This window comes from Methanoregula boonei 6A8 (assembly GCF_000017625.1).
Taxonomy (GTDB): Archaea; Halobacteriota; Methanomicrobia; order Methanomicrobiales; family Methanospirillaceae; genus Methanoregula; species Methanoregula boonei.
Map to the genome: position 1 here is coordinate 452127 of NC_009712.1, position 21734 is coordinate 473860.

23 protein-coding genes and 2 tRNA genes are annotated in these 21734 nt (G+C 54.4%); 12 read left to right on the forward strand and 13 right to left on the reverse strand.

All coding sequences use genetic code 11. From position 1 onward, the window contains the following. Positions 1-23: 23 nt before the first annotated feature. Both MBOO_RS02415 and MBOO_RS02420 read right to left on the reverse strand, forming a co-directional pair. Positions 24-527 (reverse strand): hypothetical protein, encoded by a 504-nt coding sequence (locus MBOO_RS02415; RefSeq protein WP_157677571.1) that lies wholly within the window; start codon positions 525-527, stop codon positions 24-26. Between the two features lie 977 nt (positions 528-1504). Beyond that, complete coding sequence (locus MBOO_RS02420; RefSeq protein ID WP_012106006.1) at positions 1505-2275, reverse strand: DNA-methyltransferase; 771 nt, start codon at positions 2273-2275, stop codon at positions 1505-1507. A 95-nt stretch (positions 2276-2370) separates the two neighbouring features. Here MBOO_RS02420 and tsaA point away from each other — a divergent pair, with 95 nt between their 5' ends. The 4 genes from tsaA (at position 2371) to MBOO_RS02440 (ending at position 7290) form a co-directional block, all read left to right on the forward strand. After that, the gene (gene tsaA / locus MBOO_RS02425) at positions 2371-2871 is read left to right on the forward strand and encodes a tRNA (N6-threonylcarbamoyladenosine(37)-N6)-methyltransferase TrmO (RefSeq protein WP_012106007.1); all 501 of its coding nucleotides are present in this window, start codon (positions 2371-2373) and stop codon (positions 2869-2871) included. Between the two features lie 61 nt (positions 2872-2932). Next, positions 2933-3427, forward strand: a complete 495-nt coding sequence (locus tag MBOO_RS02430; protein ID WP_012106008.1) for a DUF2124 domain-containing protein — start codon at positions 2933-2935, stop codon at positions 3425-3427. Positions 3428-3506: 79 nt separating this feature from the next. Further along, entirely contained in the window at positions 3507-6455 is a 2949-nt protein-coding gene (locus MBOO_RS02435) for a phosphoribosylformylglycinamidine synthase subunit PurL (protein WP_012106009.1), read from the forward strand. Between the two features lies 1 nt (position 6456). Continuing rightward, entirely contained in the window at positions 6457-7290 is an 834-nt protein-coding gene (locus tag MBOO_RS02440) for a phosphoribosylformylglycinamidine synthase subunit PurQ (protein ID WP_012106010.1), read from the forward strand. Between the two features lie 70 nt (positions 7291-7360). Here MBOO_RS02440 and MBOO_RS02445 read toward each other — a convergent pair whose 3' ends face one another. After that, positions 7361-8080, reverse strand: a complete 720-nt coding sequence (locus MBOO_RS02445; protein ID WP_012106011.1) for a zinc ribbon domain-containing protein — start codon at positions 8078-8080, stop codon at positions 7361-7363. A gap of 268 nt (positions 8081-8348) precedes the next feature. Between MBOO_RS02445 and MBOO_RS13760 the strand changes: the two genes are divergently transcribed. Then, positions 8349-8660 (forward strand): hypothetical protein, encoded by a 312-nt coding sequence (locus MBOO_RS13760; protein WP_012106012.1) that lies wholly within the window; start codon positions 8349-8351, stop codon positions 8658-8660. 61 nt (positions 8661-8721) lie between these two features. Here MBOO_RS13760 and frhB read toward each other — a convergent pair whose 3' ends face one another. From frhB to mptA, 5 genes are all read right to left on the reverse strand, one after another. Further along, positions 8722-9648: a coenzyme F420 hydrogenase subunit beta gene (frhB, locus tag MBOO_RS02455; RefSeq protein WP_012106013.1), complete on the reverse strand. Its 927-nt coding sequence runs from the start codon at positions 9646-9648 to the stop codon at positions 8722-8724. Between the two features lie 11 nt (positions 9649-9659). Beyond that, positions 9660-10418, reverse strand: coding sequence for a coenzyme F420 hydrogenase subunit gamma (gene frhG / locus MBOO_RS02460; RefSeq protein ID WP_012106014.1), 759 nt, complete (start codon positions 10416-10418; stop codon positions 9660-9662). 40 nt (positions 10419-10458) lie between these two features. Further along, complete coding sequence (gene frhD / locus MBOO_RS02465; protein ID WP_012106015.1) at positions 10459-11004, reverse strand: coenzyme F420-reducing hydrogenase, FrhD protein; 546 nt, start codon at positions 11002-11004, stop codon at positions 10459-10461. A 10-nt stretch (positions 11005-11014) separates the two neighbouring features. After that, on the reverse strand, positions 11015-12382 hold the full coding sequence (gene frhA, locus MBOO_RS02470) for a coenzyme F420 hydrogenase subunit alpha (RefSeq protein WP_048068232.1): 1368 nt from the start codon (positions 12380-12382) through the stop codon (positions 11015-11017). Between the two features lie 300 nt (positions 12383-12682). Further along, the gene (mptA, locus tag MBOO_RS02475; RefSeq protein ID WP_012106017.1) at positions 12683-13663 is read right to left on the reverse strand and encodes a GTP cyclohydrolase MptA; all 981 of its coding nucleotides are present in this window, start codon (positions 13661-13663) and stop codon (positions 12683-12685) included. 112 nt (positions 13664-13775) lie between these two features. Between mptA and ilvC the strand changes: the two genes are divergently transcribed. The 3 genes from ilvC (at position 13776) to MBOO_RS02490 (ending at position 16063) form a co-directional block, all read left to right on the forward strand. Continuing rightward, positions 13776-14765 (forward strand): ketol-acid reductoisomerase, encoded by a 990-nt coding sequence (gene ilvC / locus MBOO_RS02480; protein WP_012106018.1) that lies wholly within the window; start codon positions 13776-13778, stop codon positions 14763-14765. A 110-nt stretch (positions 14766-14875) separates the two neighbouring features. Next, a complete protein-coding gene (locus MBOO_RS02485) occupies positions 14876-15367 on the forward strand; it encodes a flavodoxin family protein (protein WP_012106019.1) in 492 nt (163 codons plus the stop codon). 81 nt (positions 15368-15448) lie between these two features. Then, complete coding sequence (locus MBOO_RS02490; RefSeq protein ID WP_012106020.1) at positions 15449-16063, forward strand: translation initiation factor IF-2 subunit beta; 615 nt, start codon at positions 15449-15451, stop codon at positions 16061-16063. Positions 16064-16214: 151 nt separating this feature from the next. Here the strand turns inward: MBOO_RS02490 and MBOO_RS02495 are convergent, their stop codons facing one another. The 5 genes from MBOO_RS02495 to MBOO_RS02515 form a co-directional block, all read right to left on the reverse strand. Next, positions 16215-16490 (reverse strand): DNA-directed RNA polymerase subunit L, encoded by a 276-nt coding sequence (locus tag MBOO_RS02495; RefSeq protein ID WP_012106021.1) that lies wholly within the window; start codon positions 16488-16490, stop codon positions 16215-16217. Between the two features lie 75 nt (positions 16491-16565). Beyond that, on the reverse strand, positions 16566-17288 hold the full coding sequence (locus MBOO_RS02500; protein WP_012106022.1) for an MBL fold metallo-hydrolase: 723 nt from the start codon (positions 17286-17288) through the stop codon (positions 16566-16568). 1 nt (position 17289) lies between these two features. Then, entirely contained in the window at positions 17290-18564 is a 1275-nt protein-coding gene (locus MBOO_RS02505) for an ATP-binding protein (protein ID WP_012106023.1), read from the reverse strand. Positions 18565-18611: 47 nt separating this feature from the next. Beyond that, positions 18612-19487, reverse strand: a complete 876-nt coding sequence (gene map, locus MBOO_RS02510; RefSeq protein WP_048068558.1) for a type II methionyl aminopeptidase — start codon at positions 19485-19487, stop codon at positions 18612-18614. Positions 19488-19492: 5 nt separating this feature from the next. Continuing rightward, on the reverse strand, positions 19493-20626 hold the full coding sequence (locus MBOO_RS02515; protein WP_012106025.1) for a M24 family metallopeptidase: 1134 nt from the start codon (positions 20624-20626) through the stop codon (positions 19493-19495). 56 nt (positions 20627-20682) lie between these two features. Here MBOO_RS02515 and MBOO_RS02520 point away from each other — a divergent pair, with 56 nt between their 5' ends. The 4 genes from MBOO_RS02520 to MBOO_RS02535 all read left to right on the forward strand — a co-directional run bounded on the left by MBOO_RS02520 (position 20683) and on the right by MBOO_RS02535 (position 21532). Continuing rightward, positions 20683-20907, forward strand: coding sequence for a hypothetical protein (locus MBOO_RS02520; RefSeq protein ID WP_012106026.1), 225 nt, complete (start codon positions 20683-20685; stop codon positions 20905-20907). Between the two features lie 54 nt (positions 20908-20961). Beyond that, positions 20962-21246: a hypothetical protein gene (locus MBOO_RS02525; RefSeq protein WP_012106027.1), complete on the forward strand. Its 285-nt coding sequence runs from the start codon at positions 20962-20964 to the stop codon at positions 21244-21246. Between the two features lie 133 nt (positions 21247-21379). Beyond that, positions 21380-21452, forward strand: a tRNA-Asn gene (locus tag MBOO_RS02530). Between the two features lie 5 nt (positions 21453-21457). After that, a tRNA-Ile gene (locus MBOO_RS02535) sits at positions 21458-21532 on the forward strand. Positions 21533-21734 lie beyond the last annotated feature (202 nt).

Below are 21734 nucleotides of genomic sequence, written 5' to 3' on the forward strand. Positions count from 1 at the left end.
CGGAACCAGCACGAAGGGAATCATTATTGTTTTTTTTCGGAAACGTCTGAACCATTTTTTACCGGGGACAGAAGTGGATTGAGCTCGGAGATCTCATCTATCCACATCAGGTCGTCCAAACCAGCCTGTTGCACTCCTGCTTGTGCATTTGAAATTGCCCTGTCGGGGCTCTTGGCGGTTATCCCTACCGTTCCCGGCTCCGCACTGAGCTGGCGGGGTGCCGGACGAAGGGCAAAGGAATCCAGATTCCGATCTCCGGAATGAACCGGAGCAGGTGGAGCATGGGGGATAGTCCCGGTATGCCAGTGCGAGTCATTCCGGTCGAAGTACCAGGATCGTATTCTTGCACGATCTTCAAAGGATGCCCCCCGCTCGAGAACCTGCGGGATATCGAATTCGGACTGCCGGTACCTTCTTTTAATCTTTGACCGGTTGAGCATCGCAGGGATTATGACAAGGGAAAATTCGAGAACCACAAAGAGTGCAAGGAAGAAAAAAATAATTGCATATTCAGAATTTGTGGCCATGATAATAGTGATATATCTCATGATGTTGTAAGTTTTTTTCGGTGTTCTCTCTCAATGAGAAATCGAAATGAAAAAGATCAGGATCTTTACTGAAAAGGGTGTGCGGCCTTATTATTCCCTGAGGTATCATATATCTCCCCCGGACCCGATCTACCATTAGAGACCTGCCCTAATCCGGGCCCGAATTGAGCCCGGATGACCCTTTTTGGATCCCATCGGAGCCCTTATCGGGCTCCGTTTCCCCGCGTTCCAAAATAAGCCTAATCCTGCCGTATTTTTGCAATCGGACGATTTTAACGAACCTCATAAAGGCCCTTTCCTGCCCTGATCTCATCTCAAACGTTCGGTCGATCCCACAAACAGAGGCCGTTTTTGGGGCTTCTGTGGCCGATTATGGGCATTATATGGGGCTCAAAATGGGCTTATTTTTTAAAATGAGCAGTTATACAGGGTTTTATTTGCGACGAGGACGGAAAGTGGCACCTGTCCGGATTCTAGGGGGTGCTTTTCCTGTAATTTCAAACACGCGATCTTATCCATTTTTCTAATCGTAACAAATGTTCCGGTTTTTTTTAAAAAGCTCGGGTCGGGAGCTAGAGATTCCGGAAAATATGCGGCTCAGCTGCTGAGGATTTTCAAAAATGTTCGGTCACGCTGTTGATGATTTTCAAAAAAGAGCAGGTTGGAATCTGAAGATTCTCAGAAAAGATCGATATGGTTTCGCAGCAAAAACAGCCAACCCACTAATACTCATCACATTCTCCACCGGAGCCCGTACGCCCCCAGCGATTGTACACAAAAAAATCCGGTGCTGTTGCTGAGGATTTACAAAAAAGAATGACTTATCAGCCGAAGATTTTGAAAAATGTGCGGGCCCCGCACTAAAGATTCCGGAAAATGCGTTGCTTATCCGCCAAACATTTTAAAAAAATCACTCCATTACATCAGCATATACCGGCACGACACACTTGAGTATTTTATTTCGTTTCATCCTCCGCGGCGATACGTTTCGCCGCGAGCTCGCAATAGTGCGCATCGATCTCTACCCCGATTGCCTTGCGGTCGCACCGGGACGCGGCCACGAGCGTGCTGCCGCTTCCCATGAAGGGATCGAGTACGGTGTCGCCGACAAAGGAGAAGAGTTTCATACAGCGCAGGGGCAGTTCTACCGGGAAGGGAGCGGGATGACCGATCCGGGTTTTGCGCTCGCCGTTAAACGTCCACAGGCCGTTGGTCCATTCCATGAACTCTTCCCGGGTAATGTCGGACTGTCGCGAACCGCTTGTCTTTTTCCACGAATCCTTGTACAGCACAACAATCAGTTCCACCGGTGCAATCACATACGGCGCCGATGCACTGGCCCACGATCCCCACGCGGTCCGGCGTGAAATATTCCCTTCGTTCCAGATAATCGTTGAATGGTAGGCAAACCCGCACTCTTTTGCGATCGCAGTGAGGTCGGCTCCCACGCTCTGCTGGCCCCCTTTGTTCTTGTCAAGCGGGATATTAAGGCAGAACCGTCCGTCAGGCTTGAGCCAGCCAAAACAGCGCTTCATCCAGCGCTTCGAGAATGCAAGGTACTCATCGTACGTAAGCCCGTCATCGTGCGAGTGGTACCGGATATCGACATTGTAGGGCGGTGAGGTGACCACAAGGTCGATCCCCTGCGTCGGGATGGCACGGGTGGAAAAAATATCCCCGTTAATGATTTCGAGGCCATCTGCCCGGTAAAAGGTATCTCGTGCCATGCGGTCATTCCTGTATAAGGAGCGTTGATCGTTGTACCTAAAGAAGTTCCCGGGAGAGGATCGCCTTTTTTACCAGACCGCACTGATATTTCTCCATGAGCGAGAAACCGGAGCCCGTAGACTATACCTATACCCCTATTGGGACGATACATTCCCCATTTAAGGATATTGTCGGTATGCCCATCCAGCCCACCGGTGCCCGGGGCATTCGGGGCACTATCGAGATCAGGAGCGATCTCAAGGGCGGGCTTGCCGATCTTGAGCGTTTCTCCCGGATCATCCTGCTCTATTCCCTGCACCGCTGTACCGGTTACAGCCTGAAAGTCTCGCCATTCCTTGACCCTACACCCCATGGAATCTTTGCTACGCGATCGCCAAAGCGCCCGAATGCGATTGGCTTTTCCATTGTGCGGCTCGTGGGAATTGACGATTGTACTCTTACCATTGAGGATGTCGATATCCTCGACGGCACACCGCTTCTGGATATCAAGCCGTACGTGCCGGCGTTCGATTCCTATCCCGATGAACGCAGCGGGTGGCTTGGTGCGGTCGCGCATAATGCACAGCACGCGAAATCCGACGACCGGTTCCAGTGAAGATACAGAAGGGTGCGGAAGAGAACGCTCCATTGCTTTTGCATCCGATCCCTGATACACTATGACAGAAAGTGAAGCCCTCCGTGGAATTCCCGGTATCCTGCGTCCGTTCAAGGAATATGTAAAAAGTCTTGGCCTCAACGAGGGTGACCAGATTGTTTACTACGGGTGCGTGGGAACCTGCACACCGTTTGTCGAATTGCTCGCGGTTGCGATCCGGGGTTTTCACCTTCGGCAGGTGTTCGTACCCCTGCTCGATGAGGCAAAAGCGCACGCGATCCATGATGTTCCCGACGTCGGGATGCAGGCCGGGGGAGAACCGGTTGCGGTGACCGGGCCAAAAGTCCTTGTTATCATGGGAGGTCTTGCAATGCCCCTGATGCCGGTGACAAAAGAGCAGGTCCGCGACCTTGCCGCCCGTCATACCGGGGTAAAAGTGGTCGGGGTCTGTTTCCAGGACATGTTTGCCCGGGCCGGCTGGACCGGGACAGTGCCCTTTGATCTGGTGATAAGTGCGATGATCGATAAGGTGACCGTCACCCGGTCAGAACAATAATCATGTCACCCCATTGGGCCGGCAGACATACCGGCCGGGGACGGTACGTATTTTCTTCTTTTACGGTACACCAGTAAGCATGGCTTCTTTTGTCCACCGCATAGAAGTTCACTACTCAAAGGATCCCCGCGAGAAGACCCGGACAGAAAGGATCCGGGCGCTCGGTTTTGGCATCGATGTACTGCAACTCGTGGACGTGTACACGATCGCTACGGTCAAGCGTGATCTCCTGCCGGCGGAACTCGATGAGATTGGCGCCCGGCTCACAAACCCTGTAGTGCAGGACTTCGTGGTGGACGAAGCTACGCATGCCCTTTTCGATTACGCAATCGAGATCGGTTTCCTTCCCGGCGTGACCGATAACGTGGGCACAACCGCCCGGCAGATGGTCGAGGACTACCTGGGCATCACTTTTGGTGAGGGGGAGATGGTTTCTTTCTCTTCGCTCTATCTGGTCAGGGGCAGGCTTTCACCTGAGGCCCTTGCCCAACTCCCGGCCACACTTGCAAATCCGCTCATCAACCGCGTAAGTACCAAGACCCGGCAGGAGTACGGCGAGACAGGTATGGATCGGATCATCCCGGAGGTACGGCTCCACGAGATCCCCGCTGCGGGCATCGTAGATCTCTCCCTCCCGGACGAGGATCTGCTGAGGCTCGGGAAAGAGGGGATTTCTGATCCGCAGACCGGCCAGCGTCGGGGTCCGCTTGCGCTTGATCTTGCCCAGCTTCACGCGATCCGTAACTATTTCGACCGGGCCGGGCGCAAGCCTACAGATGTGGAGATTGAATCCCTTGCCCAGACCTGGAGCGAGCACTGCAAGCACACGATCTTTGCATCGGCCATGGACGATGATGTCCCAAAAGGCCTGTATAAGTCCTTCATCCAGGCGGCGACAAACGAGATCCGGGCAGAGAAGGGAGACCGCGATATCTGCGTTACGGTTTTTACCGATAACTCAGGTGCAATTGTCTTTGATGATGAGTATCTTGTGACCCACAAGGTTGAAACCCATAACTCTCCATCCGCACTGGACCCGTTTGGCGGGGCGCTTACCGGGATTGTTGGCGTGAACCGGGACACGATCGGATTTGGCCTGGGTGCCAAGCCCTGCATTAATGTGTACGGGTTCTGCGTTGGTGACCCAGCTTCGGAGCCGGCCCTCTACAGGGGCAGGGACCGGAAAAATCCCATTATATCTCCCCGGCAGATTCTCGATGGCGTTGTGCGGGGAGTCGGGGTGGGAGGCAATTGCTCGGGTATTCCCACACCGCAGGGCTTCTGCTGGTTCGATAACCGGTATGCGGGTAAGCCTCTCGTCTTTGCCGGCACGGTCGGCGTGATGCCCCGGGAACACAATGGCCAAAACCTCTTCGAGAAAAAGGCAGAACCCGGCGATCTCATCGTGATGATGGGCGGACGGGTGGGAAAGGATGGTATCCACGGCGCTACGTTCTCGTCAGAGGCCCTTGACCCGAACAGCCCGGTAACCGCAGTGCAGATCGGCGACCCGATCACGCAGAAAAAGTTCTCTGATGTGCTTGTCAAGGAAGCCCGGGATCTCGGATTGTACCGGAGCATTACGGATAATGGTGCAGGTGGCCTCTCCTGCTCGGTGGCCGAGATGGCAAAGGAATGCAATGGCTGCCATGTGGAGCTGGACAGGGTTCCCTTAAAGTACCCCGGCATGGCCCCCTGGGAGATCTGGATCTCCGAGTCGCAGGAGCGTATGACGCTTGCGGTCTCCCCGGAAAAAAGTGCGGAATTGATCGATCTTTGTGCCCGGAGGGGAGTCGAGGCCACTCTTATAGGGAAATTTACCGGTACGGGCCGGTGCGTGGTGGAGTATGGCGGGAAGACCGTGATGGACATTGAGCTTGCGTTCCTCCATGATGGCCTGCCCAAAAAGCATCTTGTCACCCGGCAGGCGCCGGTGGCAGAGCCTGCTGTCGGGCCCCTCCCCCCCTGCCCGGATCAGCTCGGTGATACGCTGGCGGCCATGATCGGGCGCCGGAATATCTGCTCTACCGAATTTGTAACGATCCAGTACGACCATACAGTGCAGGGTGGCCATGTGCTTGGCCCCGTTCAGGGAAAAGGCCGGGTACAATCGGTGGCCACGCTCACCAAAGTCGTGCCCGGTTCGAAGAGGGCAGTCGGGCTCTCGCAGGCACTCTTTCCGTCCTATGCAGAGCTCGACCCGTACCGTATGGCCGGTGCTGCCATCGATCTTGCGATACGGGGACTGGTCGCAACCGGGATCTCCCCTGAGTCGATTGCGCTCCTCGACAATTTCTGCTGGTGCTCATCCGATGAGCCGGAGCGCCTGTGGCAGCTTAAGGAGGCGGCCCGCGGATGCTATGATTATGCCAAAGCCTTCGGGACACCATTCATCTCCGGCAAGGACAGCATGTTCAATGATTTCTCGGGATACGATGCGGAGAACAACCGGGTGAAGATCTCTGTCCCTCCCACCCTGCTCATCTCCTCCATAGGTATCCACAGCGATGTGACCAAAGCGGTCTCGCTTGATGCCAAAATATCCGGGGATCTTGTGTACGTGATTGGTACTACTGAGGAGGAGCTTGCCGGGTCGGAGTACTTCGCCTTCCTTGGCGCCGGCGGGAGCACGGTGCCCTGTCTCGATGCAGCGGCGGCACGGGTACGGTACCTCAGACTTTCTGATGCTATTGCCCATGAACTCGTGTCCTCGGCATATCCCGTTGGCCACGGGGGGATTGGCGTGGCCCTTGCAAAGGTGGCTATCGCCGGCCGGCTCGGTATGGACATTACCCTTCCCGGTGCCCTGCGCCCGGATATCTTCCTCTTCTCTGAAACGCTTGGCCGTTTCGTGGTCACGGTGGCACCGGATCACAAGCGTGCGTTCGAGCAGGCGCTCGGTGCCGATGCACTGTTGCTGGGAACAACCGGGGGAAGCCGGCTCCGGGTCACCGGCCGGACGTTCCTCTTCGAACAGGAGATCGCTACACTGGAAAAGGCGTACAAGTCATCATTTGGGGGGTTTTGATATGCCATCTGCACATGCACCACCTTCACAGCGTCTTATCGGGGAAAAAGCCCTGATCATGAGCGGGTACGGGATCAACTCGGAGATGGAGACACGCGAGGCACTCTTTCGGGCGGGCATGGATGCTGAGATTGTGCATATCAACGATCTGATTGCCAAAAGAGTGAGCATCTCCGATTACCGGCTCCTGGTTTTTCCCGGCGGATTTTCCTATGGGGATGATACCGGTGCCGGCAATGCGTATGCAAACCGGGTGAGAAACAACCTCTGGGATGATCTCCTGGAATTCCTTGATGGCGATAACCTCGTCCTTGGGATCTGCAACGGGTTCCAGATCCTCGCAAACCTCGGCCTCGTGCCTGCCTTTGACCGGTCGTACGTACGGGAAATCGCCCTGATGCCCAACCGGAGCGGGCGGCTCGAGTGCCGGTTTGTCACGATCCGGCCTGCATCAGATACTATCTGGACGCACGGGATTGTGAAGATCTTGTGCCCCGTTTCCCATGGGGAGGGAAATCTTTCCTGTTCTGCTGAGACCCTGCAGGAAATCAAAAGAAATCGCCAGATCGCATTCACGTACTGCCGGGATGACCTGAGCCCTGCCGGTGGCGAGTATCCCTACAACCCGAACGGATCCGTGGAGGATATCGCCGGCCTTACCTCAAAAGACGGCAAGGTGCTGGGTATGATGCCGCACCCTGAACGGGCCATGGAGTTTACCAATCTTTACGATTGGCCACTCTTAAAGGAGCAGATGCGAAGATCGGGTGAGCGGATCCCGGGAGAATCACTCAACATGGCAATCTTCAAAAATATCGTCCGGTACTTTGAATAAGCCCGGGTGGATTCTGAATTTTTTTTTAAAATTGTTCGATGACCTGGTGGAATGAAATCTTTTCTTACGGTTAAAATTTAAACAGCCCGCCTTTTTTCCCCTGTTTTCCTTTGCGACCGCTGGGTCCCTTGCTCTCCCCGGTGTCGTACGCAGAGCGGCGGCGTTCGGCCTCCTCGCGCAATTCATCTGCTACCAGGGGGAGATGGGAATACTTTTTCTGTTGGCCAGAAGAGTGCTGGTCCTCACTCTCCCCTTTGGCCGGTTTGGGGCGGGGGACTCCCGCGGCAATACGTTCAAGATCGGTGAGCGGCCTCGGTTGCGGCTGAATCGGCAGAGGAGCCGAGACATCATAGAGCGGATCCCCGTCGGTCCACGGGTCCCACTCCTCAGAAACATCCGCAGGGACAGGACCAGGTTCGGGCTTGTGTCCTTTCCGTGACCTGACCACCACCGGCTCTGGTTCTGGCTCTGCCGCACCGGAAGAAATCGTACCTGCCCGGCTTTTGACCGGAACTGGCGGCCCAAAGGTTGCACCGCACCGGGTACAGAACTTTGACCGGGAGGACGGGGCTGGAGTTCCGCACGAAGGGCAGACCTGTTTTGCCAGAGGAGCTCCACAGATATCGCAGAACTGCGCTTTTTTATCCGAGACAATGGCACCACACGATGGACAGACCGGCAGCCCCTGCGGTGTTACCGGTTCTTCGATGAGCGGTGCCCCGCACAGATCGCAGAACTTCGAATTGGTTTCCGGGGCGGGTGCTCCGCAGTTCCTGCATTTCCTGGCCATGATCTTCTAAGAAATTACCTGCCGGTTTGCCATAAATACTCTGGTCCAGTCGTGTCCGGTGCAATTGCTGTTTTCAGATTTTGTGACGGTGCATTCCCCGTTCTACCAGGGACAGACGCTGGTTACACCAATAGTTATTATAAATCTACCGGCGGTTTATTTTGCGTACGGGCCGGATATCTATCTTCCGGAAAGTCCTTTGGCAACGGGGCAGTTGAAGTGCAAAAGCAGATCTTTTTTCTCTTTTGGCTGTCCATATGCGAATGTGATGCAGTTACCGGATGACGAATTAACCCGGGAATTCTCGGATGTTCTGCATGTGCGCGAGCTTGTTGGAGTCTATGCTCTAGATATAAAGGATGTTGAAGTTCCTCTCAGGATCAAGATCCTGCGCTCGGGCAGTGTGTATTATGGAATTGCCAGCCTTGCCGTGCGGGAGAAAGGCGCAAACGATTATTATCGTGACTCGGGGACCTATCCTTCAAAAGAAGCCGCGCTGAATGGCGCTGTTGCGGGATTTTTCCTGCACTTAAAGCCGGGCGCTTCGATCCGGGAGATCAAGAACTGGAGTGTCTTTTGATTCTTTCCTTTTATGTATGCCGGCTATTCAGCACGGTTTACCGTTGAACGGATAAAAAAAGTTAGATGTAGGGGTTCCGGAGAGCCTTGCCCACACCAAAGGTCTTGCGTGCCTCGAGCGTGTTCTTGTTCTTTGTGATCTTCTCGTTTGCGAGCTTGGTCACAAGTTCAAGGCCGGGCTTGACCTTCTCGATCGGCTGGGTCTCGAAGACGCCGTCTGCGATTGCCTTTGCCCAGACTGCCTCACCGATCTTTGACCTGACAAAGATCGTGGACCAGCCGTCGGGGCTGCCGACTGAACCGGTGGAGATGTCGCCGAGGTTTGCAACGTAGTCGAGGCAAACGTGGCAACCGGGCTGCTCGTACTTGTGGGTCACCTTGAGTGGCAGCTGAACGACCTGTCCGCGCTTGCCGTAGACCCAGAACTTGCCCTTTCCGATCTCCATCTTCTTGACCGACTCGAGCTTCATTGCCGCGTGGTCTTCCACGAGCTGGAGGATGCTTTGGTACGGGAAGTTCTCCATGCAGAAGATACCTACTGCAAGGGCAATGCTTGCGCCAACGTCACGCATGCCGACCGGGTACAGCTGGGCTTTGCGGACTGCCTGCATCTGGCAGGGGGTGCCGACAATACCGATCTTGTCCAGACCGAAGCTGCGGGTTGCTTCCTTTAAGAGCGCAATGTTCGGGCTGATGTTGTACTTGGTTCCGGCCGCTGCAAGCAGCTCAGCCTTGGTGTTGACGATTGCCGGGATTGGTCTCCAGGGCTCGATCATATCGAGGTTTGAGCTGTCCTGAATACACTTGGACGGGTATTTTGCGTAGAATTCCTTGTTTGCCGCAACAATAGCGCCGTCGATAATTCCCGTGTCGAGTGCATAGCCGAACAGGGACGTTACAATGCCGCCATCCTGGGCGTATTTGAGAACCTCCTTGTCGGTGCTCCGGGCTGAGACGCATGATTTGTATTTACCGAGTTCTGCTCCCATTTCAATCACCTTCACTGGAGTGCCGCCATAATGGCCTCGTTGATCGCCTCGTACTCACTGATAACATCAGTGTTGAAGAACCCTCTCGGGCACTGCGCAGAGCAGGCACCGCACTTAATGCACAGGTCGCGCTCGAGCTGGGGCTTGCCGTACTCCATGGTAATGGCGTTGACCGGGCAGGCTGCCGCACAGCTGCCGCATCCCATGCAGAGGCCCTGGTTGATCACGCTGGTCATGATGTCGCAGGCGCATGCTTCGCAGCCTCCGGCGAGCTTCATGAGCGGGGTCAGGTAGGCAGTTGCGAGGTCTTTTTGTTCTTTGGTTCCCTTGAGGAGCAGGTATGCCATGACCGCGACGTTCCGGATCATCTGGGGCGTGGGTGCGCATCCGGGGATGAACACATCGACCTTGATCAGGTCGCCGATCGGCAGGAATGCCTCGTGAGCCGGCTGGTTCTGCTGGCCGCCGCGGCAAAACCGCGTGATGTTGCCATAGCAGGCGCAGCCGCCGAGGGCGACAACCACTGCGGACTTCTCACGGGTCTCCTTGATCTCTTCTACTGCGAGTTTGTCGTTAATACAGACTGATCCCTCAACGAACGAGACATCAACCTTCTGGATGTGCCTGACATCTGCAAGGGTCGGCATATATTTCAGGTCGACATATCTGTCGAGGAGTGTTAATAATCCGGCATAGTTGTCTGCGAGTGCCACAGTGCAACCGGTACACCCACTCAGGTGTGTGTAACCTACTGTAATCTTATCTGCCACAGGCTTAACCTCCTTTTTGGTTTCTGATGGTTTTGGTACTTCAGCGCTCTTGGTGGCCACAGGTTTCTGCGGCTCCGCGCTGGCTTCCTTCTTTTTGAAGATTGATAGTAGTCCCATAATCCACCCCAATCGTTTCGAGTATAACCTGAATTGCCTTCGGGATCGCGTTTTTCACATCTTCGGAAAGCCCGATTTCAACATCTGCATCTCCTTTTTTGATAGCCTTTGCCGGCTGGCACATGACAACCGTTGTATCAATTTTTGCACTGATACGACAGAGCTGATCTACGCCGTCCCATGAATGGGGGTCAATGTATGCACCCGGCTTAAGGGTATCCCCGGAGATTTTCGAGATTGAACCCGGCTTTGCATTGAAATCTGATATATCAACAACAACGAGTTTCTTTGTCACTTCGGGATCAAGGAAATTAAAAATAAAGTGCGGGGCTCCTGCGCCACCGTCCTGTATTGTTACATTGTCGGGAAGTATGAGCTTCTCCATTTCCTCAATTACCGCAGGACCAAAACCGTCATCGCCGAACAGGGGATTTCCACACCCTACTATGACGATCTCCGACTGCATCATCAGGTGACACTCACTGGATGAGCTTCTGAGCCACTACTTTGTTGTCTTCATCCAGTACGATCATGTGGGTTGCACATGATACACAGGGGTCGTACCCGCGCATGATGACTTCGGCAAGCTGCCAAGGTGCGCCGGTGAGGGCTGCACTGCAGGTTGCAAAGTTCCATGTGGTCGGTACGAGCATGCTGAAGTACTGGACCTTCCAGTCCTTGACACGGGCAATGTGTGCATCGCAGCCGCGGGGTGCCTCGTTGGTTGCCCAGCCAAGGGATCCGTCGCCATCGGGGATAAAGTCTGCAACAACCTTTCCGCAGGTGTCGAGTGCATCGATCTGATCGATCATCTCGTACAGGCTGTCAGTGTACTCCATCTCACGGGCAATATTCTGGCCTACTGTGCCCTTCTCATCGTAGTTCTTGTAGGTCGCAAGACGGGCACGCGGACCGACTTCTACCGGCTGGCCATCGTACATCGGGATGCCGGTGCAGGCCTCCATCTGGGGGTTGACCTTGGTGCCAATCTTGGTGGTTCCGCCAACGGGGTACCGTGGCTCTTCGAGCGAAACTTCCATCTCGCCCATGTACCAGTCCCATGGCCGGACTTCCTTGAACCGGTTGATGTCCCATGTGGGGCATTCGTCAAGGCTCGAGCTGCCATAGAATGCATGGGTTGCCATGTAGCCCTGATTATGGTACCCGAGGGTCTTGGGCAGGGGAACCTTCATGCCGCCAACATCGACGGATTCGCGTGCCTGGTAGTTCCTCAGGACTGCGATCATGAAGTCCATCTGGGCCTTGGCAAGGACAAGTCCTTCCTTGGCGAGGTCGTACATCTTGGTCTTGGCCTGCTCGGAGCAGTTGCGGTACATACCACCGATACGGGTGTTTCTCGGGTGGATGCAGTCGCCGCCAGCAATCTGGCCAATGGTCTGTCCGATCTCACGGAGGCGCTGGATGCGCTTTGCAACGGTGCGCACCGGCTCTTCTGCCGTGAACGGGTTGATCTTGGTCTCGGTACCCGGGATATACAGATCGGGCAGGATCAGGATATCGTGCAGCGCAATGCTGTGCAGCCGGTTTGCGAGCTGCAGGATATTACGGAGCGCCTTTGCATCCTTGGGGATCTCGCACTTGATCGATGCTTCCATCGCTTCGGTAGCCGCAAGGTTGTGGGCTATCGGGCAGATACCACAGACACGGGATGCGATCTTCGGCACCTGTTCGGGGGTCTTGCCGACGGCAAGCTTCTCTACGCCCCTCACCGGGGTAATGGAACACCAGTTACCCGTCTCAATGATGCCCTGGTCGTTAACCTTCAAGACCATCTTGGAGTGTCCCTCATGTCTTGTGGTTGGGGAAATCTCTACAACTTTCGACAATATTATCGCCTCATGTTATGTTGCGTTGTTCGAATTGCGGTACAAAATTGCTCTATACATCTCTCATCTCTAGAGATAATTGACCGTACAAAGTACGTTCAACTGTATCTACAACGAACCATTTTATAACGTTTTTTGTTTTAATTTCCCGGTACCGAAAACGGAGATCAAAGGGAGAATTGGCAATTAAAATAAAAAAGAGACAAAAAATGCCGGTTTTTCTTTGTCGCGCAGGAAGGCCGGGAATATCTGCGATCCTGTTTTATCTCAGGGCCATTTTATTCATTTCTTTTGTATTTTTCAGCAGGATGTTTTGTGATCGCCGTTGAGTTCATCCTGCAATTCTGCAAGCGTTGCCCTCCGTTCAGCGTACGCGTCATGCTGGTGGATGCTTTCTTCATTTGTCTGTTTGATGGTGACAACGGCATCTCCCGGCAGGTAATCAAACCCGCTCAGAACTTTCTTTGCCATTTCCCGGACGCAGTCTTCCACAAATCGCGGATTTTTGTGCGCGGCAAGCACAACGGCACTTTCATCGCCGCGTTTAAGGAGCTCATAAATGCCGGCGCTCATGGATTCTTTGAGGATCCTGATGATCTTTTCAAGGTCCACATGCTGGTCGTCATCGGTCTCGATGCAGAGGAAACCCCGGCCCCGCTGGTTGTGGGTGGCCATGGGAACTTCGGCAAAGAAGGCATCAATGGTCTTCTGGTCAATACCCAGCCCTTCAAGAACGTGGTTGGCCCGCTCCTTCATGATATTCTGCGCACAGGGGCAGGCGGTCATGCCGGTAACCTCGGCACCAATGCTCTTTCTTACAATGGGATCGCGGAAAGTTCTCTTTGCAATTGCCCGGGCATGGACCTTGACCACTTCGTGGCATGTTGTGTGGCTCACCGGTGTCTCGCGCTTGACCATGAACTCGCTGCGCATGAGTACTTCCGTGCGATCCGCATATTCATGCCGGTCAAGCAGCTTGCGTGCCACAGCACTGCAAAGGTTCTCGATCTCGTTGACTTCGCCATCAATTGCCTGCTGGAGTACCTCATCGATCACCTCAAAGTTCCGTGAGAGGTTAGCACCTTTGAGGCTTCCGGGCAGATCCACATAAACATCGAAGTTCGAGATAAAAACAACCGGTCTTTTATCGGGGCGGGTAACCTCGACAAGTTTTTTTACATTTTTCACCCCGACCCTGGTCAGGTTAATCCTTACATCGGGGGATGTTGCCTGAACGTCAGGCAGTTTCCCGCTGAACGGCTGTTCCGGGGCCTTATCCACTGTTACCTGATTAATAGGTCATCGCATCCCTGCTGGTTTTCGCAAGTGTGCTTCTTTAGTTTTTTCATATAATATTTATGTGCTTTGTTGCTGATATCAAAGGGATAAGCCTATGATGAAAAAATACTATGAATCCGATGCCGATCTCTCGGTGCTCTCGGGCAAAAAAATTGCAGTGATCGGATACGGGTCACAGGGACGCGGGCAGTCGCTGAACTTACGGGACAGCGGCCTTGATGTAATCATCGGTCTGCGCAAGGGAAAGAGCTGGGATGCGGCCGCAAAGGACGGCATGAACGTCATGACCGTTGCCGAAGCGGCAAAGAAAGCAGATATCATCCAAATCCTCCTGCCGGACGAGCTCCAGGCAGCGGTCTACAAAAATGAGATCCTGCCCCACCTCTCCGAGAACAAGGTCCTGATGTTCTCCCATGGGTTTAACATCCACTTCGGCCAGATCCAGCCGCCGGGCAATGTGGATGTGATCATGGTGGCCCCCAAGGGCCCCGGCTTCATGGTGCGCCGGCAGTACGAGGAGGGTAAGGGAGTCCCTGCACTCATCGCCATCCACCAAGACCACACGTGCAAAGCCCACAAGACAGCTCTTGCGTATGCAAAGGGTATCGGCGCAACGCGTGCAGTCGTTCTCGAAACTACGTTCCGCGAGGAGACAGAGACCGATCTCTTCGGTGAACAGGCAGTGCTCTGCGGCGGAACTGCATCGCTTATCAAGGCGGGGTTCGAGACACTGGTCGATGCCGGGTATGCACCTGAGATGGCATATCTCGAAGTCTGCCACGAGCTCAAGCTGATCGTTGACCTGATCTATGAGGGCGGGCTCACCAATATGCGCCAGTACGTGAGCAACACGGCGCAGTACGGCGATATGACCCGCGGACCCCGTGTCATCGGGCCGGAGGCCTACGAGGCAATGGAAGAGATCCTTGCCGAGATCCAGAGCGGCGAGTTTGCCAAGGAATGGATGCTTGAGAATATGGTTAACCGTCCGGTCTTTAATGCGCTCACGAAGGCTGATGAGGAACACCTCCTTGAGGAGACCGGAAAAGAAGTACGGGCAATGATGCCCCAGTTCAGGAAATAAATCCTCATTTTTCCCGGGTTCACGTTTGGATTTTACCCGACAATCCGTTTCATCCGTGCTGGATATTTGTATGAAAAGTTTTTGGGCATGGGGTACGTTCTATTACTCTTATGAGGATCTGCATCATCTACCATTCAGAAACGGGCAATACCCGGCATGTGGCGCAGCATATAGCTTCGGTCATCCCGGACAGCCGCCTGGTCGAAGTAACGGATCGCGCACAGCACATGGCACTGACCAGGTTTCTTGCGCAGTGCAAGGATGCACGCGGTGAGAATAAAACTGAGATCGAACCGTCCCACCTGAATGTGAGAGAATACGACCTTCTTGTGTTTGGATCCCCGGTCTGGGCATTCAAGCCAACGCCGGCCATTCATTCCATCATCGATGTGCTTGAGAACTGCGAAAAAAAACGGGCGGTTGCCTTTGTCACCTGCGGCGGCAGACCCGGCGGAAGCCGTGAGGTTTTCAAAAAATGGATCGAAGCACGGGGAATGAATTTTGCCGGGTTTACTTCCGTCAATGAGAAGGATATCGAGGACGCTGCTGCAAATGCCGAGCTGATCACTCTGGTCAAATCCGCAGTGCCAAAACTGGACTGACGTACCATTCAGGCAAATGCCCCGTTTTTTTGGATGCTGGGAAAGCCTTTTGCACCCTGGCATCCCTTATAATATACTGGTATGACGGACTCCTACGAAAATCTCTTGAAAAAAGCCTATTCCCACATTTCTGAAAAAAGTGCCTCTTCGGAGCGCTTTGTGGTCCCTGAGGCCAAGGCTTACGTGGAAGGTAAGACCACGATCCTCGAGAATTTCGCAGAGATCGCTGACACCGTCCGTCGCGACAAGGATCACCTGATGAAGTATATGCTCGGTGAACTGGGAACCTCCGGCAAAATCGAGGGCAACCGGGCGATCTTCAACGGGAAGTTCGAGATTTCCCAGATACGGATGATCATCAAGAGTTACGTGGATGATTACGTAATATGCTCTGAATGCGGCAAGCCGGACACCCGCCTGGTCAAGGACGACCGGGTTCTACTCCTCCGCTGCGATGCCTGCGGCGGTCACCGCCCGGTCCGGAAGCGTAAGGCAAGAACCGAACCGGCTTCGGAAAACCTTGAAGAGGGACAGGTTTTGGATGTCGAGATCCAGTCGCTCTCCAAGCGCGGCGATGGTGTCGTGAAGATGGGCCGTTACATCATGTATGTCTCGAATGCAAAGCCCGGCCAGAGCGTAAAGATCAAGATCTCCCGCATATCTGGATCGATTGTCTTTACCGAAAGAGCGGAATAGGGCAGTATTCCTATAACCGGCTTTTTTTTTTAAATTTCTGCCCGGCATCATCCCATTTTTTCGCGAGTCAGAAAAAGATAATCACAGTAATATATCTGCTTGTGCAGACCCACTTCTAAAAAAAGTATGGAATGCAGATCTGTTACAGGATCTACTTCTGCTTTGAAAGGTTTTTGAGAAGATCGTCGCAGTTGCTGGAGATCCGTTTGCAGGCCTTCTTTATGACCGTCAGGGGATTTTTCTTGGCGTTTTTGGTGGTGACCAGCAGTTCGGGGTCGGAGAACTGGAACTCGATAGTGTATTTTGCGACGTCTACATCCGGGTCGGTCAGGATCTCTTCGACAAGGGCGTTCATGAACGTGTGACCCTCCCCCTGGATAACGAGTCGCGCCTTGTCCTTTTCGAGTTCAAGTACTTTTACAATCATGCACCTATGTTTGGGAACCTGTGAACTATTAAAGTATGGGTGAGCAGGGAAGGGCAGCGGAGAAAATCTGCCCCATTAGGGAAATTCAAAAATGTCGCCATCATGGGCAAGGTGTGGGTATTCCCACGGCATCATATGACTGATATGGATGCAACGGAATGCCTTCGGGTGCAGGCTTTCGGCCAGCGTGCAGGCATCGAGGTAGTTCATATGCTTGGTAATGGTCATGTGCGAGGGGACGAGTGCATCCACAAGCAGGAGATCGAGATTTTCGAGCAGGTTGAGACTCTTTTGCGGGATATCCCGGTTGGTGTCCGAGGTGTACCCTACTCTTACACCGCCCCTTTCAAAGACAAACCCGCAGGTGTATGCCGGGGGATGTTTTACGAGGAATGGCGTGATCGTGATACCAAAAAGTTCGAACGGTACGTACGGCTCCACCGGATTTTGTTCGAACTCAAGGAATCTGAACGTTCCGCCGCAGTACCGGAGCACCGGCTCCGGGGCATACACCGGGGGACACTTCTGGACCCGGTAAAACTCGCCAAAGCCCATGAAATGGTCGTAGTGCCCGTGGGTCCAGACCACGGCATCGATATGGGGTGAACCTGACCTGATCAGCTGCTGGCGGAGATCGGGTGAGGTGTCAACAAGGATATGGCGGCCGTCCTGTTCGATAAGAAGGGAGGTCCGCAGCCGGCCGATGCCGGTCTTCTGTGCATGCTGGCATTGGGGGCAGTCGCACCCGATCTTGGGTGTGCCTATGGCATCCCCGGTCCCCAGCAGCTGGACTTTCATGTTATTTCCAGCTCAGGTTCCGGATCGCGTCGCGGTTCCTGATCATGCGTATGCCTGTTTCCAGGTCCGCGCTGTCGATCTTTTCGCGCTTGTCCATGAGGGCCGAGAGCAGTGCCTCTTTTACCATTATCCGGATATCCGCTCCGGAGAATCCGTCGGTGAGTGCCGCGAGCTCCTGGTAATCACAGGTGCAGGACAGGGATGACGTGCTGCTCTTTATGATCTCCCTGCGCATCTCCTCGTTTGGCAGGGAAAATTCCACTATCTCGTCAAAACGTCTCCATGCTGCTTCATCGAGCAATTGCGGGTGATTTGTAGCCCCGATCAGGAGGACACCGTTTTTTACCAGGCTGATACGATCGATGTTTTTTAAGAGTGAGTTGACGGCCCGTTTCATCGCACCATGGTCGTCGGTGACCCGGCTCTTTGCGACAAAATCGAATTCATCGATAAAGAGAATAGATGGGGAAAGTTTCTTTGCAAGTTCGAAGATCTTGTCGATGTTTTTCGAGGTCTCCCCCAGATACTGGGATGTGATCATCGAAAGCCTGACCTCGAGGACCGGCATGTGCATGGAGTGGGACATGGCAAGCGCTAAGGAAGTCTTCCCGGTTCCGGGTGGGCCAACGAACAGGAGTTTTCCCACCTCGTAAATGCGGTGCCGGTTCAGGAAGTCCCGGTGGTGAAGTGCGTGGTGGATTTTGTGGATAATCGCGGTCTGTTCCGGTGAACAGATGAGATCCTCCATGCGCTGCTCGATCTCTTCGGGCGCGCTCACGATCACCAGGTCAAGCGCCCCCCGGAGTTTTTCGTCCTCTCCGATCAGCTTGGAGAGTTTGGTGTCAAGGCTTGCCCGCGTATCCTCGTAGGGCGGGTTGGCCTTGCGCACATCCTGGTACGAAACTCCCGTACCGTTGAACGATTCAAAGAAAAAGGCAAGCGCCGGGTTCTGCCGGATGAGATCTTTTCCCCCTTGGGCAAGGAACCATTCTGCCGCCGGCTGGAGTGTTGTTATCTTCAGGCGCTGACCGAACTCCTCGTAGGAGACAAACGGATTTTTAGCGATCTTATCGTGTGCATCCGCAATATTGAGCGTGCGCTTCATCAGCCCGTCGCTCACATAGACCGGCCGTTTGATGGATTTGGTATCCCCGGAGCAGAAGATCTCCCGACAGGCCGGCGTCAGGTCATTGAGATCGAGAGTCGGGTTCTGGTTGAAAATTTCTGCAGTCAGCAGGACTTCCATGATGCGCAGGCTTTCCAAATCTCCGGACATGGCTGTAACCTTTATTATTTAACGCCTGAATCCTTATACCTATCCCATCAGCGGGTCGTGACTATGCAGCCGTCGGCAGTTACGATCAGGGTATGCTCGTGCTGGGAGACAAGCGAGCCCGGGATGTCGGCAAGGACAGGGTACCCGTGGAGGATCCCGGAGCGCACGAGGCCGGGGAGTGCCAGGACCATCTTTTTATCGTCAAGCCAGCGCCGGGAGAAGGGAAGCCCGTGGCGTTCCCTTACCTTTTCCATGGCCGCGCGGGCAGAGGGGATCCGGACCGGCTTTTCTGCGATCTGGGAATAAATCTCAATACGGGTCTTTTCCCCAACCCGGCCGCTCCCGGTTGTGGCAAATGGTTCTATTGCAAAAGCCGTACCCTCTTCAAGCACGGAACCGCCGTTGATGGCGATGTTGGGAATGGTGGGGTCCCGGTGCTGTATATATTGGCCAAGGCCATGGCCGGTGAGGTTGGCGATGGGCCGGTACCCCCGGCTGGTAATCTCTTTTTCTATGACTGCCCCGATCTCTCCTGCGGTCACTCCCGGCTTCACAATGCGAATTGCTGCTTCGAGGGCCTCGCGGGACGCATCAAGGAGGAGCGCGTTGTTCCCGAGGTCGACCGTTGTTGCGGTGTCCGCAATGTAACCGTCAATCTGCACCCCGAGATCGAGCTTGATCACCTCCCCTTTGGCAAAGACCCGCTCATCACCCGGCGCAGCCGTGTCGTGGGCTGCATCTTCGTTTAAAGAGACATTGAGAGGGAAGGCAAGGTCAGCACCGCTCTCCCGGACCCGGGCCTCCACAGACTCGACCAGTTCCAGGAAGGACCCCCCCGCCCTGATCTCACGTGCGCTTTCCCTGAGGATCACAGAGGCAAGTTTCCCTGCTGAAATATACGTATCCAGTACATCATCGTTCATCTTTTTCATACGATCAGCGTCTCCTCAAACTGCGTGAAACCGGCAAACTGCCGGGCACGTACTGCGCCCATATCCTCCAGCCGTATGCCCCCGACGCCGGGATAGTACAAGCCGGGTTCAACCGTGACCACCGACCCGGCTTCGAGTGCGCCTCCTGCGGGTCCGACCGTGGGGAGCTCATGGACCTGAAGCCCGACGCCGTGCCCGAGATTATGGATAAACCCCCTCGTGTCACTCTCGTATCCTCTGCTTTTGAAATAGTCCACCACGGCGTTATGTACATCTGCCCCCGACACCCCGGCTTTTATTGTTGCAATACCGATCTGCTGGGCCTCTTTTACTGCCTCGTACATCTCGGTGATCTTCTGGCTGGGCTTTCCTTTCGAGACTGTCCGGGTCATATCCGCGTAATACCCCGATGCCTCATCCCGTGGGAACATGTCGATCACGATGGGCTCATGCGGCTTTAGGGCCCCGCTCCCGATAATGTGGGGGAAGGCGGTATCCTCTCCGCACGAGATGATGGTCTCCACGGCGCGGCACCCTTCATCCATCAGCTGCTTGTGCATCGCAATACGGACAAGTTCAGAGGTGAGCGGTGCGCCGTTGTGGTACAGGATGCCTTTTTTTACGGTGGCATGGCTGATGAGGGAGATCCCGAGCGCCATTGCACGCTCGGTCTTCTTCTGCACAGCCTGCATGAGCCGGATCTCCCCGGGGCTCTTTATTGCCCGGACTCTCTCTACGGTGCCATTGTCAACGATCACATGGCCGTGCTCCTCAAGTGCGCGCAGGAGCGCGGCGGGAAGCGCAGGAGAAACAAGCAGGTTCTTTCCTGCCTGGCCGGCGATCATCTTTGCTGCGGCCTTCCAGGGATCCTTTTCTTTTTTGACAATATCGGGGAGCCCTGCCTGGGTGCGCGTCATCACCGAAGTCGTTGATTCCCGTGATGCCCGCTCCGCCTCCATCTGGGGCACGATGATGGTGCCCGGTTGCCTGCGCCGCTTAAAAAAGACAAAGGGATCATGCATCACGAACCGGGTAAGGTACCGCATGTCCGCCTCTTCACCTGTAGCATAGTGCACAAAGGCATCCGCCCCGCACTTCTTCATGGCAGCGTCCAGTGGATCCATTGCCATACATCTACGCGCTGAAACGTCAAGTACTTTTATTCCCGGATTCTAACATACGAGTGATGGACGAAACTGCAAAGGAACAGTTCAAGTGGAAATTCTACCGGCTGGCAGTCCAGCTCAATGCCATTATTCTTCTGGTGGCGCTTGCGATCCTGTTCTTTTTCCTTGCCCCGGAACCGTACCGCCTCCCTGCACTCATAGTCCTGCTCGCCCTTGCCCTTGTGCTCTCTTGGGATTTTGTGAAGAGCTACCGCTTGACCAAGGCATGGCTTGATGAACATTGAGATGAAGGTAATACTATAGGGGTAAAGCGGGAGCGTTTCCGCAAGGATTAGGGTATGCTCAAGAAGATGAAGGAGGAGATCGAGCTTCTCAGCCGGCACATTGAGGTGGCCCGGACCGTAGCCGAGCACCAGCCGATCGGCATCATGAAACTCTCCGAGATCCTCGACCTTCCCTCGCACCGTATCCGGTATTCCCTCCATGTGCTCGAACAGCTGGGCTACATCCGCGCGTCACCGGAAGGGGCAGTCGCAACTGCGCAGACCCGCGAGCTCTTCGCTCACTTAAACGAGGATCTTGATGATATTATACGCCTTGTGAACGCGATGAAACGACCCTGACCGGCAATTCCCCCGCAGATTATTGATTTTGTGCTCACTGCATCACTGCCGATGCCGGTTGATCGGGTCTGATCTGCCCTTCGTTACCTTTAAAAGGGCTCACAAAGAATCTATTAAGGCGCAGGAAACTGCTGCCGCCATAACTCAGTTGGTAGAGTGGCTGGCTGTTAACCAGCATGTCACAGGTTCGAGTCCTGTTGGCGGCGCTTATGGGCCTGTAGCTCAGTCCGGTTAGAGCGCCCGGCTCATAACCGGGCGGTCATGCGTTCGAATCGCATCAGGCCCATTGCCCATTTTTATGAGTTTTTCTGACAGGGACCGCAGGTTCGTTCCGGTATCATTTTCCGTCATGCCGGGTGCAGGTAACCGGGGTAAAAACAAAATATCCCTGCGTGACCCCCCATTATAGTCCTATGCACGAGAAGACCGATTTCTCTTCTGTAATCTCCATGTTAATTGCACATGTCTTGCCTGATCCTGCATGGGGT

Bases quoted from the DNA above. Each gene is read 5' to 3' on its own strand.
- MBOO_RS02415 (WP_157677571.1), bottom strand. From the start codon at position 527: ATGGCCACAAATTCTGAATATGCAATTATTTTTTTCTTCCTTGCACTC.
- MBOO_RS02420 (WP_012106006.1), bottom strand. From the start codon at position 2,275: ATGGCACGAGATACCTTTTACCGGGCAGATGGCCTCGAAATCATTAAC.
- tsaA (WP_012106007.1), top strand. From the start codon at position 2,371: ATGAGCGAGAAACCGGAGCCCGTAGACTATACCTATACCCCTATTGGG.
- MBOO_RS02430 (WP_012106008.1), top strand. From the start codon at position 2,933: ATGACAGAAAGTGAAGCCCTCCGTGGAATTCCCGGTATCCTGCGTCCG.
- MBOO_RS02435 (WP_012106009.1), top strand. From the start codon at position 3,507: ATGGCTTCTTTTGTCCACCGCATAGAAGTTCACTACTCAAAGGATCCC.
- MBOO_RS02440 (WP_012106010.1), top strand. From the start codon at position 6,457: ATGCCATCTGCACATGCACCACCTTCACAGCGTCTTATCGGGGAAAAA.
- MBOO_RS02445 (WP_012106011.1), bottom strand. From the start codon at position 8,080: ATGGCCAGGAAATGCAGGAACTGCGGAGCACCCGCCCCGGAAACCAAT.
- MBOO_RS13760 (WP_012106012.1), top strand. From the start codon at position 8,349: ATGCAGTTACCGGATGACGAATTAACCCGGGAATTCTCGGATGTTCTG.
- frhB (WP_012106013.1), bottom strand. From the start codon at position 9,648: ATGGGAGCAGAACTCGGTAAATACAAATCATGCGTCTCAGCCCGGAGC.
- frhD (WP_012106015.1), bottom strand. From the start codon at position 11,004: ATGATGCAGTCGGAGATCGTCATAGTAGGGTGTGGAAATCCCCTGTTC.
- ilvC (WP_012106018.1), top strand. From the start codon at position 13,776: ATGATGAAAAAATACTATGAATCCGATGCCGATCTCTCGGTGCTCTCG.
- MBOO_RS02485 (WP_012106019.1), top strand. From the start codon at position 14,876: ATGAGGATCTGCATCATCTACCATTCAGAAACGGGCAATACCCGGCAT.
- MBOO_RS02490 (WP_012106020.1), top strand. From the start codon at position 15,449: ATGACGGACTCCTACGAAAATCTCTTGAAAAAAGCCTATTCCCACATT.
- MBOO_RS02495 (WP_012106021.1), bottom strand. From the start codon at position 16,490: ATGATTGTAAAAGTACTTGAACTCGAAAAGGACAAGGCGCGACTCGTT.
- MBOO_RS02500 (WP_012106022.1), bottom strand. From the start codon at position 17,288: ATGAAAGTCCAGCTGCTGGGGACCGGGGATGCCATAGGCACACCCAAG.
- MBOO_RS02505 (WP_012106023.1), bottom strand. From the start codon at position 18,564: ATGTCCGGAGATTTGGAAAGCCTGCGCATCATGGAAGTCCTGCTGACT.
- map (WP_048068558.1), bottom strand. From the start codon at position 19,487: ATGAACGATGATGTACTGGATACGTATATTTCAGCAGGGAAACTTGCC.
- MBOO_RS02515 (WP_012106025.1), bottom strand. From the start codon at position 20,626: ATGGCAATGGATCCACTGGACGCTGCCATGAAGAAGTGCGGGGCGGAT.
- MBOO_RS02520 (WP_012106026.1), top strand. From the start codon at position 20,683: ATGGACGAAACTGCAAAGGAACAGTTCAAGTGGAAATTCTACCGGCTG.
- MBOO_RS02525 (WP_012106027.1), top strand. From the start codon at position 20,962: ATGCTCAAGAAGATGAAGGAGGAGATCGAGCTTCTCAGCCGGCACATT.